The organism is Rhodanobacter glycinis (assembly GCF_900114325.1).
Taxonomy (GTDB): Bacteria; Pseudomonadota; Gammaproteobacteria; order Xanthomonadales; family Rhodanobacteraceae; genus Rhodanobacter_A; species Rhodanobacter_A glycinis.
Map to the genome: position 1 here is coordinate 76,112 of NZ_FOSR01000007.1, position 12,514 is coordinate 88,625.

At 64.6% G+C, this 12,514-nt stretch carries 9 protein-coding genes; 7 read left to right on the top strand and 2 right to left on the bottom strand.

Going from position 1 to position 12,514, the window contains the following annotated elements:
• Positions 1-178: 178 nt before the first annotated feature.
• Positions 179-2,620, bottom strand: a complete 2,442-nt coding sequence (locus BMY90_RS09255) for an ATP-binding protein (protein WP_092703448.1) — start codon at positions 2,618-2,620, stop codon at positions 179-181.
• A 154-nt stretch (positions 2,621-2,774) separates the two neighbouring features.
• Between BMY90_RS09255 and BMY90_RS09260 the strand changes: the two genes are divergently transcribed.
• Positions 2,775-3,458: a response regulator gene (locus BMY90_RS09260; protein WP_008209600.1), complete on the top strand. Its 684-nt coding sequence runs from the start codon at positions 2,775-2,777 to the stop codon at positions 3,456-3,458.
• A gap of 329 nt (positions 3,459-3,787) precedes the next feature.
• Here the strand turns inward: BMY90_RS09260 and BMY90_RS09265 are convergent, their stop codons facing one another.
• Positions 3,788-5,593 carry an aminopeptidase P family protein gene (locus BMY90_RS09265; RefSeq protein ID WP_092703449.1) on the bottom strand — a complete coding sequence of 602 codons (1,806 nt, stop codon included), beginning with the start codon at positions 5,591-5,593 and terminating at the stop codon, positions 3,788-3,790.
• Positions 5,594-5,882: 289 nt separating this feature from the next.
• Between BMY90_RS09265 and cyoA the strand changes: the two genes are divergently transcribed.
• The 6 genes from cyoA to kdsA all read left to right on the top strand — a co-directional run bounded on the left by cyoA (position 5,883) and on the right by kdsA (position 12,478).
• The gene (cyoA, locus tag BMY90_RS09270) at positions 5,883-6,785 is read left to right on the top strand and encodes a ubiquinol oxidase subunit II (RefSeq protein ID WP_092703451.1); all 903 of its coding nucleotides are present in this window, start codon (positions 5,883-5,885) and stop codon (positions 6,783-6,785) included.
• A 3-nt stretch (positions 6,786-6,788) separates the two neighbouring features.
• Positions 6,789-8,804: a cytochrome o ubiquinol oxidase subunit I gene (gene cyoB / locus BMY90_RS09275; RefSeq protein WP_092703453.1), complete on the top strand. Its 2,016-nt coding sequence runs from the start codon at positions 6,789-6,791 to the stop codon at positions 8,802-8,804.
• Between the two features lie 3 nt (positions 8,805-8,807).
• Positions 8,808-9,419, top strand: a complete 612-nt coding sequence (gene cyoC / locus BMY90_RS09280; RefSeq protein ID WP_008216220.1) for a cytochrome o ubiquinol oxidase subunit III — start codon at positions 8,808-8,810, stop codon at positions 9,417-9,419.
• The gene (gene cyoD / locus BMY90_RS09285) at positions 9,419-9,772 is read left to right on the top strand and encodes a cytochrome o ubiquinol oxidase subunit IV (RefSeq protein ID WP_092703455.1); all 354 of its coding nucleotides are present in this window, start codon (positions 9,419-9,421) and stop codon (positions 9,770-9,772) included. The genes cyoC and cyoD overlap by 1 nt, the downstream gene beginning before the upstream one ends.
• Positions 9,773-9,977: 205 nt before the next feature.
• On the top strand, positions 9,978-11,648 hold the full coding sequence (locus BMY90_RS09290; protein WP_008216216.1) for a CTP synthase: 1,671 nt from the start codon (positions 9,978-9,980) through the stop codon (positions 11,646-11,648).
• Positions 11,645-12,478, top strand: coding sequence for a 3-deoxy-8-phosphooctulonate synthase (kdsA, locus tag BMY90_RS09295; RefSeq protein WP_092703457.1), 834 nt, complete (start codon positions 11,645-11,647; stop codon positions 12,476-12,478). The genes BMY90_RS09290 and kdsA overlap by 4 nt, the downstream gene beginning before the upstream one ends.
• The last annotated feature ends 36 nt before the right edge of the window (positions 12,479-12,514 follow it).

Genomic DNA, 12,514 nt, shown 5'->3' on the forward strand with positions numbered 1-12,514 from the left:
TGAAACCCCTTCAGCTCGCCCACGGCGTTTGACCGGGACGACGGGCGCCCCCCGCGCTCCGAGCTGGCCGACATGCGCGATCCGCATCCTCGAATCGTGCAGCACGGCACAGCGTCTCTGCCGGGAATTCTGGGGGAGTGGCTCGAAAAACGCCAACGCCAGCGCATGTTGACCCGCTTCAATCGGCCCCGTTGGAGACGGGGTGTTCGAGGCGGTCGAGCAGTTTGCGCAGATCGGCAAGATCGGCCGGAAGTTGCCGGAGGGCCTCACCAGCCCGATCGCCGTGCAGTTCGTCGACTCGCTGCAGGGCTTGGGCGAGTGCGGCTTCGCCGGTAAAGATCTGCAGGCCACCCAGCAAGCGGTGCAGGCGTTGGGCGGCTATCGATGCATTGCCTTGCGCAAGCGCCTGTTCGATGGCGGAAAGGTCGTCGCGGCTGGTTTCCAGCAGCAGGCGCAGCATGTCGCCATGCAAGGCCGGTGGCTCGCCGGTCGTGGCGCGGGCATCGAGCGGGGCAGCACGGGCCGTCCAGGCGAGCAGTTTTTCTTCCAGTGCATGCAGTTGCACGGGCTTGCCGAGGCAGTCATCCATGCCGGCCTGGTGGAAACGGGCCACGTCGTTGCCAAGCATGTGCGCGGTCATCGCAATGATCGGCAGGTGTTGCGTATGCCCCTCCCGCGTTTCGTGCTCGCGCCATGCCATGGCCAGCGCGCAACCATCCATCACCGGCATCTGGCAGTCGGTGAGCAGCAGGGCATAACCGGTGCGACACAACGCTTCGTAGGCGGCCTGGCCATCGTCGACCACGTCGCAGCTCCAGCCGAGCAGGTCGAGCTGGCGGCGCACCAGCGATTGATTCACCGGGTGATCCTCGGCCACCAGGATGCGGCCGCTGCGTGGTGACCGGGCGGGAGTGGCCGGGGCGGAAAAGTTGTCGCGCGCGACGCGCGGTGCGATGCTTTCTTGTGGTTGCAGCGCCAACGTGCAGGCGCGTACGACCGCCTGCCATTTCAGCGGATGGGCGCCGAGCAGGATGCGCTCCCTGTCAGCATCGGGAGAGGCGAGTGCCTGGGGTGTGGCGTCGACGGCAATGACCCGTGCGGCGATCAGCTTCGCGCTATCGTGATCGTGGGCGTCGACAAACAGGAAATCGGCGGCGACGCCCGGACGCAAGGGATGCGACGGCGGCATCACCTCGACGCTGAGGCCGAGCGCGGCCAGGTATCCGTCCAACGCATGGGTCAGTTCGGCGGATGCCAGCCGGACTACGGCGTGTCGACCGCGCAGCCCGGCGGGACCGTCGACCTCGCGCTGGACGATCGGCAGGCGCAACTCCACGGTCACGGTGGTGCCGACGCCGACATCGCTGGTCAGCTCGATGCGGCCCCCCATCAGTTGCACCAGGTGCCGGCAGATGGCCAGGCCCAGACCGGTGCCGCCGTGTCGGCGAGCCGTCCACGCTTCGGCCTGCGTGAACGGGGTGAACAGGCCGATCTGCTTGTCGGGCGGAATGCCGATGCCGGTATCGGTCACGCTGAGGCGGAAGCGCTGGTGCTGATCGTCATCACCAAGGACGCGCATGGTCACGCTGATGCGGCCTTGTTCGGTGAACTTCCCCGCGTTGTTCAGCAGGTTGAGCAGGATCTGGCGCAGCCGCACGTCGTCGCCAAGCAGGCGGCCTGCAAGCATCGAATCCATCGATACGGCAACGTCGAGCCCCTTGCGATGCAGGGGGCCGGCGCTGAGGCTGACCACGTTGTCGACCAGGGTGCGCGGGTCGAACGGTACGGGGTCGAGGCGCAGGTTGCCGGCTTCCAGCTTGGAGAAATCCAGTACGTCGTCGAGGATCTGCAGCAGCACGCTGGCCGAATCTTCCACAGCGTGCAGCAGTTCGTGCTGGTCGGCATCGAGCGAGGTACGGCCCAGCAGTTCGAGCATGCCGATCACGCCGTTCATCGGGGTGCGGATCTCGTGGCTCATCGTGGCCAGGAAATCTGCCTTGGCGCGTGAGGCGCGTTCGGCCGCGTCGCGTGCCGCCCGCAGGGTCTGGTTGTGCGTATGGATGGGGGTGGTGTCGATGAGGTAGCCGACCCAACGGGTTTCACCGGTGCCCTGGCGGTGCGCGACCATGGCCAGGTGGAGCCAGCGCAGGCTTTCCGGGCCACAGGCGCGAAAGTCGAACGAGGTGGCCTGCGCATGGCGCATGGCCTGGCGCAGGTGCTGGCGCAGACGCTCCCGGTCCTCGGGGTGGATGCGGTCCTGGAACGGCCATTCGCGCAGCACGTCGTCACTTTCCAGCATGTCCTGCGGATTGAGGCCGAGCAGCGCGCGCAGGTTTCCCGCCAGGAACGACAGGCGGGGGCGTCGATCCCTGCCACGGCGCACGACAAACACCACCACCGGCACATGCCAGGTGATTTCGCGCAGGCTCTGTTCGGTGGCGCGCGTGCGTCGTTCGTTCTCGCGGTGCGCCTCCATGTCCAGGGCCAGCTGCCGGAGCCGCTTTTCGGCCTGTTTCAGCCGGCGCTGTTGCAGCCAGATCGCCCGGAGCAGAATCAAGGCCAGTACGCCGCTCAGGCTGAGCAGGGCAGCGAGGATCTCGATGGTCGCCGTAAGGGTCATGCCGGGTTGCTTGTCCTTTGCAGCGTCATCATGGCGGTGCCGCTTTCATCAAATTCGGCGTCTTCACGCAGCGGTTTGTGTATTTCGGCAAAATTAAGCTTGGTGAAAGGATGCTACTTCAAGTAGTGGCAGAAGGATTTCAACGAAAGTGACGATGTCGAATATCAGGGGGCCGCTGCGCATTGTCATTGCCGACGACCATCCCGTGGTTTTGCTGGGCATCAAGACGCTCCTGCAAGGGCATGGCAGTGGCATGCAGGTGGTCGGTGAGGCGGGCGGCAGTCGGGAGTTGCTGGAATTGCTGCCCGAATGCGAATGCGATTTGCTTATTACGGATTACTCGATGCCTGACGCGGCCGGTGCCGAGGACGGATTGGCCTGGCTCAAGCGCCTGCGCCGCGAATATCCCGATCTGCCGGTGATCGTGATGACCATGATCCATAACCCGGCGCTGGTGCGCGGCATGCTGAGAGTCGGCGTCAATGGCGTGGTCGGCAAGGCCGCCATGACCAGCGAGTTGCTGCTGGCGATCCAGGCCGTGACGAGTGGGCGGCCCTATGTGAGTGAGCATGTGCGCGAGGCGGTGGCCGGCAACGCCGTGCCGGAATCCGGGGTGGAGTTCGCCGTCACCGGTGATGATCCATCCACGCTGTCGCGGCGCGAAGCCGAGATTGTGCGCCTGTATGCCTCCGGCCTTTCCATCACCCAGATCGCCGAGCGCGTGCATCGCAGCGTGAAGACGATTAGCCAGCAGAAGAACAGCGCCATGCGCAAGCTGGGCTTTACCAGCAACAGCCAGCTTTACGAATATGCGCGGTTATGGGGTTTGCTTACCTGAACTTGCCTGCCTGAACCGGCGATGGCCGATTGCTGTACTCAGCCTGTGCGTGAAAGCCGGAAATTCCGATTTTTAGGAATTGTCTGATCTCAATTGGCGGCCATCATCGGCATCATGGAACAGTGACGCGAGCAGGCCTCCACCGGCATTCGCCGGTTCGTTTATTGGGGGATTGCCGCGTCAATGCTTTTCCACGTGCCGAAGGATCGGTACGGGTCGATGAGTTTACGTCGACGGTCGGTATGTCCTCACCCCCTGAGCCTTGCCGCCCGGAAAACCTCGTGGACAGATCGGCGCCGACGGTGCGGGAACCTCGGCGCCGATTTTTTTCAGCTGGCCAGCGGCGCGCAGTGCCGGGTCAGCCATGCCAGGTCGGCGCCGTCGAGCAGCGGGCTCAGCGCGGCGCGCACGCCGGCGTGGTAATCGTCGAGCCAGGCGCGTTCGTCCGGGTTGAGCAGGCTGATGTCGAGCGCCCGACGATCGAACGGGCACAGCGTCAGTGTCTCGAAGGCGTAGTAGTCGCCGAATTCGGTCTGTTCCGCTTCCACCACCACGGCCAGGTTCTCGTGGCGGATGCCGTGGCGACCCGGCTTGTACAGGCCCGGTTCGATCGAGCTGATCATGCCCGGTTCCAGCGGTACCAGCGCGCCGCCGGTAACCGGCGGGCGGATCGACTGCGGGCCTTCGTGCACATTCAGGAAATAGCCCACGCCATGGCCGGTGCCGTGGCCATAGTCCATGCCATCTGCCCATAGCGGGGCACGCGCCAGCGCATCCAGCTGCGGGCCGCTGGCACCTTTCGGGAAGCGGGCGCGGCTGAGGCCGATCATGCCCTTGAGCACCAGCGTGGCATCGCGCTTCTGCTCGGCGGTGACCGGGCCGAGCGCCAGCACGCGGGTGATGTCGGTGGTACCGCCAAGGTATTGGCCGCCGGAATCGATCAGCAGCAGGCCTTCGGCCTTCAGCGCGCTGTGCGATTCCTGCGTGGCGCGGTAGTGCGGCATGGCGCCGTTGGCCTGGTAACCGGCGATGGTGGCGAAGCTTTCGCCGACGAAATCCGGCTGCGCGGCACGAGCCGCATGCACCAGGCGGTGCACGTCCAGTTCGGTCAGTGCTTTGCCTTCGCCGAGCTGGTGCTCGATTTCATGGAAGGCGTGGGCCAGCGCAGCGCCGTCGCGGCGCATCACTTCGCGAATGTGATCCAGCTCGTCGGCATTCTTTACCGCCTTGAATGCGGTGGACGGGTTGGCTGCCTCGATGCGCTGCACGGTCACCGGGATGGCCGCGGCAATGGCACTGACCACGCGGCCGGGATCGAGCAACAGCGCGCTGCCGGCGGGCAGGCTGGCGAGGGCATCGGTGACGGTGGCGTAATCGGCGACGGTAATGCCGTCGGCGGCGAGTGCCGCGACGGTGCGGTCGTCCAGCTTGGTGCGCCCGGTGAACAGGGTGGCGCCGGCATCGGCGGACACCAGCAGGTGGGCGAGGAAGACCGGATTGCACTCCACGTCGCTGCCGCGCAGGTTGGTGAGCCAGGCAATGTCGTCAACGCTGGACACCAGATGGTGCGTGGCCTTGCGCTTGCGCATGGCGCTGTGCAGGCGCGCGAACTTGTCGGCGCGCGAGGTGCAGGCGTAGGCGAGCACGTGCTCGGTGATCGGCGCATGGGGCAGGGCCGGGCGATCCGTCCAGATCTCGCCGGGCAGGTCGAGATCCGTGCGCAGGCGTGCACCGGCCTCGCCCAGCAGGTTTTCCATCTGGCGTTGCGCCGCCAGCGGCACGCTGTCGCCGGCCACGGCTACCGTGTCGCCGCCATGCAGTTGTTCCGCCAGCCATTGCAGGTGTTCCGGCGTATGCGGCACGCGCAGTTTCATCAGCGTGAAGCCGGTGCCGTCGAGTTGGCGTTCGGCCTGCGAGAAGTAGCGCGAGTCAGTCCACAGGCCGGCGTGGCGTGCGGTCACCACCAGGGTGCCGGCCGAGCCGGTGAAGCCGGACAGCCATGCCCGCGCCTGCCAGTGTTCGGGCAGGTATTCGGACAGGTGCGGGTCGGCACTGGGGACGATGCATGCGGCCACACCATGCTGCTGCATGGCCTGGCGCAAGGCGGCGAGGCGGGCGGGGATGAGTGTATTCATCCGCGCATGGTAGAGCGTGCGTGACCGCTTCGCACGGCCCGGATCAGCCCCGGCCAGCGACGCCAATGTGCTTGGCGAAAGGAAGCGAAGGCCGGTTCGGCCGCGCCCACAAGCTTTTCGTTGCACAGATGCATGGGGATACGCAACTGCGACATTGTGTCTCGGGTGATGTCATTTGGTGCATTGCATCGTTAGCCTATGCGCCGCCGTTCCCCCGGCACACCCCCTCCGTTTGTCTGTTCAAGGGCTGTACGTGAACAAGCGATCTATCGTTACCTCCCTGCGCTGGATGTGCGCAGGCGTCGCCGTGTTGCTCAGCGGTTGCCACATGGAAGTCCTTTCGCCGAAGGGCGACATCGGCATGGATGAGCGGTCGCTCATCTTCATCGCGCTGGGACTGATGTCCCTGGTGGTGATTCCGGTGATCGTGCTGACCCTGGTGTTTGCGTGGAAATACCGTGCCTCCAACACCAAGGCCACCTACGCGCCGAAGTGGTCGCACTCCACCGCCATCGAGGCGGCGATGTGGGCGATCCCGTGCGTCATCATCGCGATCCTGGCCTACATCACCTGGACGTCGACGCAACGGCTCGATCCGTATCGCCCGCTGCAGTCGAAGGTGAGGCCGATCACCATCCAGGCGGTATCGCTGGACTGGAAGTGGCTCTTTATCTATCCGGATTACGGTGTGGCCAGCGTCAACCAGATCGCTTTCCCGGTGGACGTTCCGGTGCATTTCGAGATCACCTCGGGCACGGTGATGAACGCATTCTTCATCCCGCAGCTCGGCAGCCAGATCTACGCGATGGCGGGCATGGAAACCCAGCTCCACCTGATCGCCCGCGAGCAGGGTACCTACGACGGCCTGTCGTCGAACTACAGCGGCGCCGGCTTCTCGGACATGCGCTTCAACGCCATCGCCACGTCGCAGCAGGGTTTCCAGGACTGGATCAAGCAGGCCAAGGCGGCGCCGGCCACGCTTGACGCGAGCGCGTACCAATCGCTGCTGGTGCCGAGCCAGAAGGTGCCGGTGTCGTATTACGGCTCGGTCACGCCTGGCATGTTCGGCCACATTCTCCAACCGGGTATGAAGGGCATGGCCCGCGCCGGCAAGCCGATGGACGGCATGTCCGCGGCGGCAGGCATGGCCGTTGTTCCGGCGCATCCCACCCAGTCCAAGGCTGCGGAGTAAGTCATGTTCGGAAAACTTTCCCTATCGTCGATTCCGTTCGACCAGCCGATCGTCATGTGGACCCTTGCCGGCGTGGTCATCATGGGTGCGTTCGTGCTCGGCGCGGTGACCTATTACCGCAAGTGGACCTACCTCTGGAAAGAGTGGTTCACCACGGTGGACCACAAGCGCATCGGCATCATGTACATCATCCTGGCGCTGGTGATGCTGCTGCGCGGCTTCGCCGACGCGATCATGATGCGCGGCCAGCAGGCGATGGCCGCGGCCGGCGCCCAGGGCTACCTGCCGCCGCACCACTTCGACCAGATCTTCTCCGCCCACGGCACCATCATGATCTTCTTCATGGCGATGCCGTTCGTGGTGGGCCTGATGAACATGATCGTGCCGTTGCAGATCGGTGCGCGCGACGTGGCCTATCCGTTCCTGAACTCGCTCAGCTTCTGGCTGACCGCGTGCGGCGTGGTGCTGATCATGCTGTCGCTGTTCATCGGTGACTTCTCGGCCACCGGCTGGCTGGCGTACCCGCCGCTGTCGGAGTTGAAGTTCAGTCCGACCGTGGGCGTGGACTACTACATCTGGGCATTGCAGCTGGCCGGTCTCGGCACGACGCTGAGCGGCATCAACTTCGTGGTGACGATCCTGCGCATGCGCACGCCCGGCATGGCGCTGATGAAGATGCCGGTGTTCACCTGGACGGCGCTGGTCACCAACATCCTGATCGTGGCTGCGTTCCCGGCGCTGACCGTGGCGCTGGCGCTGCTCGGTGCCGACCGCTACCTGGGCATGCATTTCTTCACCAACGATCTTGGCGGCAACGCCATGATGTATATCAACCTGATCTGGATCTGGGGCCACCCCGAGGTCTACATCCTGATGGTGCCGTGCTTCGGCGTGTACTCGGAGATCATCTCCACGTTCTCCGGCAAGCCGCTGTTCGGCTACAAGTCGATGGTCTACGCCACCGTGGCGATCGGCGTGATGTCGTTCCTGGTGTGGCTGCACCACTTCTTCACCATGGGCTCGGGCGCCAACGTGAATGCCTTCTTCGGCATTGCCACGATGATCATCTCGATCCCCACCGGCGTGAAGGTATTCAACTGGCTGTTCACCATGTACCGCGGCCGCATCCGCTTCACGGTGCCGGTGCTGTGGACGATCGGCTTCATGGTGACCTTCGTGATCGGCGGCATGACCGGCGTGCTGCTGGCGGTACCAGGCGCGGACTTCGTGCTGCACAACAGCCTGTTCCTGATCGCGCACTTCCACAACATGATCATCGGTGGCGTGGTGTTCGGCTGCCTGGCCGCGCTGAACTTCTGGTTCCCGAAGGCGATGGGCTTCAAGCTGGAGGAGCGCTGGGGCAAGTGGTCGTTCTGGTGCTGGCTGGTGGGCTTCTACGTGGCCTTCGTGCCGCTGTACATGCTCGGCCTGATGGGCGCCACCCGTCGCATGCAGCACTACGACAACCCCGCCTGGCAGCCGTATTTCGTGGTGGCCTTCATCGGCGCGGCGATCATCTTTGCCGGTATCGGCTTCACCTTGCTGCAGATCGTGGTGAGCATTCGCAACCGCGAGGCCAACCGCGACCTGACCGGCGACCCGTGGGGCGGCCGCACCCTGGAATGGGCGACCAGCTCGCCGCCGCCGTTCTACAACTTTGCCGTGCTGCCCAAGGGCGAGGAGCTGGACCAGTTCTGGCACGACAAGGAGGCGGGTGTGGCCTATCGCCAGCCGGCGAAGTACGAGGACATCCACATGCCGCGCAACACCGGCGTCGGTGTCTTCATGGGTGCCTTCGGCGTGCTGCTCGGTTTTGGCCTGATCTGGCACATCTGGTGGCTGGCCATCCTGGGCCTGGTCGGCATGATCGGTTCGTTCCTGACCCGCGCCTACGACCGTGATGTCGATTACTACGTGCCGGCCGCCGAGGTCGAGAAGATCGAGCGTGCCCGCATGGTGCCGCTCAACGGCCTGATCGACCGCGTCGACGTGGCTGCGTCCGAACAGAGGGTTGCCTGAGCCATGAACAGTTCCGTCATTACCGCCGACGGCATCGCCGTCCACGAAGAGCACCACGACGACAGCTCCAAGACCCTGCTGGGGTTCTGGATCTACCTGATGAGCGACTGCCTGATCTTCTCGGCATTGTTCGCGACCTTTGCCGTGCTGTCGCACGCCTATGCGGGCGGCCCCACCGGCAAGGACATCTTCGATCTCAAGTACGTGCTGGGCGAGACCATGCTGCTGCTGGTCAGCAGCTTCACCTTCGGCATGGCCATGCTCAACATGCATGCCGACAAGCGCAACAAGCTGCTGGGCTGGATGGTGATCACCTTCCTGTTCGGCGCCGCTTTCGTGGGCATGGAAATCCACGAGTTCGTCGGCCTCATCCACGAAGGCGCGGGTCCGGATCGCAGTGCGTTCCTGTCGGCCTACTTCTTCCTGGTCGGTACGCACGGCCTGCACGTGACCTGCGGCCTGATCTGGATGGGCGTGATGATGCACATGGTGCATCGCTACGGCCTGGACGGCATCGTCAAGCGCCGCTTGTCCTGCCTGAGCCTGTTCTGGCACTTCCTGGACGTGATCTGGATCTGCGTGTTCACTTTTGTCTATCTGCACGGGGTGCTCTGATGTCGAACGCTCACGAACAACATGCCGCCAGCGGCGGCCAGCACGGCTCGCTGAAGTCCTACATGGTCGGTTTCGGTCTGTCGATCGCGCTGACCCTGCTGTCGTTCGGCTGCGTGATGGCCGGGCTGGTGCCGCACCACCTGATCATGCCGGCGCTGATGGTGTTCTGCATCGCGCAGGTACTGGTGCAACTGGGCTTCTTCCTGCACATGGGCATCGCCCCGGAGCAGCGCGAGAACCTGATGGTGATGGTCTGCGCGCTGATCTTCATCGGCATCGTGGTCGTCGGCTCGCTGTGGGTGCTGCACAACATGAACGCCTACATGATGCCCGGGATGTCGCACGGCGGCTGACGCCACCTCGGTATTCCCGCGCCACCACCGGCGGCCCCCGCGAGGGAGCCGCCGGTTTTGTTTTGGCCGGGCGGGCGGGTTTTCCCGGACTCCGCGGGGCTTTGCGGGCCGTGGCACGGGCCTCGCCTGAATCGCGATCGTCGAAGTATCTCGCGAAGAAGCCGTTCTGCCGCTAAAATGGACATTTCCAGCACGGCTACATCCCATGACCCCCCTGATTTTCGTCACCGGCGGTGTGGTGTCCTCTCTTGGCAAGGGCATCGCCGCGGCGTCGCTGGCTTCCATCCTGGAAGCGCGCGGACTCTCGGTCACCATGATGAAGCTCGATCCCTACATCAATGTGGATCCGGGCACCATGAGTCCCTTCCAGCACGGCGAGGTCTACGTGACCGACGACGGCGCGGAGACCGATCTCGACCTGGGGCATTACGAGCGCTTCGTGCATACCCGCCTGACCGGCAAGAACTCCATCACCACCGGCAAGATCTACGAGTCGGTGATCCGCAAGGAGCGCCGCGGCGACTATCTCGGCGCCACCGTGCAGGTGATTCCGCACATCACCGACGAGATCAAGCACCGTGTCCACGAGGCGACGCGTGGTTTCGACGTGGCGCTGGTGGAGATCGGCGGCACCGTGGGCGACATCGAGTCACTGCCGTTCCTGGAGGCGATCCGCCAGTTGCGCATCGAGCATGGCCCGGAGAAGGTGGTGTTCATGCATCTCACGCTGGTGCCGTATATCAAGGCCGCCGGTGAGATCAAGACCAAGCCGACCCAGCATTCGGTGAAGGAACTGCGTTCGATCGGTATCCAGCCGGACATCCTGCTGTGCCGCTGCGAGGAGCCGCTGCCCGAGGGCGAGCGCCGCAAGATCGCGCTGTTCACCAACGTGCCCGAGTCCGCCGTCATCAGCGCAGCCGACGTGGACGTGATCTACAAGATGCCGCTGTGGTTGCACGAGCAGGGGCTGGACGAGATCGTGGTGAAAAAGCTCGGGCTGGACGCCAAGCCGGCCGACCTTTCGGCCTGGCAGCGCACGGTGGACGCGGTGATCCATCCCAAGGACGAGGTGACCGTCGCCGTCGTCGGCAAGTATGTCGAGCACAAGGACGCCTACAAGTCGCTGGGCGAGGCGTTGCGCCACGGTGGCATCAAGCAGCTGACCCGGGTCAACCTGGACTGGATCGATTCGGAGCGGATCGAGGCCGAAGGTGCGGCCAAGGTGCTGGGTGGCGTCGACGCGATCCTGGTGCCGGGCGGCTTCGGCAAGCGCGGTTTCGAAGGCAAGGTGCTGGCGGCGAAATATGCCCGCGAGCATGGCGTGCCGTACTTCGGCATCTGCTACGGCATGCACGCGGCAGTGGTGGATTTCGCCCGCCACGTGGCCGGACTGGCCGATGCCGATTCCAGCGAGAATGATCGCAACACGCCGAACCCGGTGATCGGCCTGATCACCGAATGGACTACCGCCAGCGGTGAAGTCGAGCAGCGCAGCGAGCGTTCCGACCTCGGCGGCACCATGCGCCTGGGTTCGCAGGAATGTCGCCTGAAAACCGGCACGCTGGCGCGCGAGATGTACGGCCAGGATGTGGTGCGCGAGCGCCATCGTCACCGCTATGAATTCAACAACCGCTATCGTCAGTCGTTCGAAGATCAGGGCCTGGTGATCTCCGGCAAGTCGATGGACGACCTGCTGGTGGAGATCGTCGAACTGCCGCAACAGCAGCATCCGTGGTTCCTCGGCTGCCAGGCGCATCCGGAATTCACCTCTACCCCGCGCGACGGCCATCCGCTGTTCATCGGTTTCGTGCGCGCGGCGCGCGAATACAAGGCCGTGCATGACGGCGAGAAACTGGCGAAGGAGGCGACGGCATGAAGCTCTGCCATTTCGAGGCCGGTCTCGACCAGCCGCTGTTCCTGATCGCCGGCCCCTGCGTGATCGAGTCCGAACAACTGCAGGTGGATACCGCCGGCACCTTGAAGGAAATCACCGGCAGGCTCGGGGTGAACTTCATCTTCAAGTCCAGCTTCGACAAGGCCAACCGTTCCTCCGGCACCAGCTTTCGCGGGCTAGGCATGGAAGAAGGCCTGCGCATCCTGGGCGAAGTGAGGCGCCAGGTCGGCGTGTCGGTGCTCACCGATGTGCACGAGTACACACCGTTCGACGAAGTCGCCTCGGTGGTGGACGTGTTGCAGACGCCGGCCTTCCTTTGCCGGCAGACCGACTTTATCCAGAAGGTGGCCCGGGCCGGCAAGCCGGTGAACATCAAGAAAGGCCAGTTCCTCGCGCCGTGGGACATGACGCACGTGGTAGCCAAGGCCAAGGCCGTCGGCAACGAGCAGATCATGGTCTGCGAGCGCGGCGCCAGCTTCGGCTACAACAACCTCGTGTCGGACATGCGCTCGCTGAGCGCGATGCGCGAGACCGGTTGCCCGGTGGTGTTCGACGCCACCCATTCGGTGCAGTTGCCCGGCGGGCAGGGCGCCAGTTCGGGTGGCCAGCGCGAGTTCGTGCCGGTACTGGCGCGTGCCGCCGTGGCTGCCGGCGTGTCGGGCCTGTTCGCCGAGACGCATCCGGATCCGAGCAAGGCGCTCAGCGATGGGCCAAACGCGTGGCCGCTGGGCAAGATGGAGGCCCTGCTGGAAACCCTGATGGAACTGGACGCCGTGACCAAGCGCCACGGCTTCCTCGAACAATCGATCTGATATCGGCGCGGGGGTTCTCCCCCGCGCCGTTTTTTT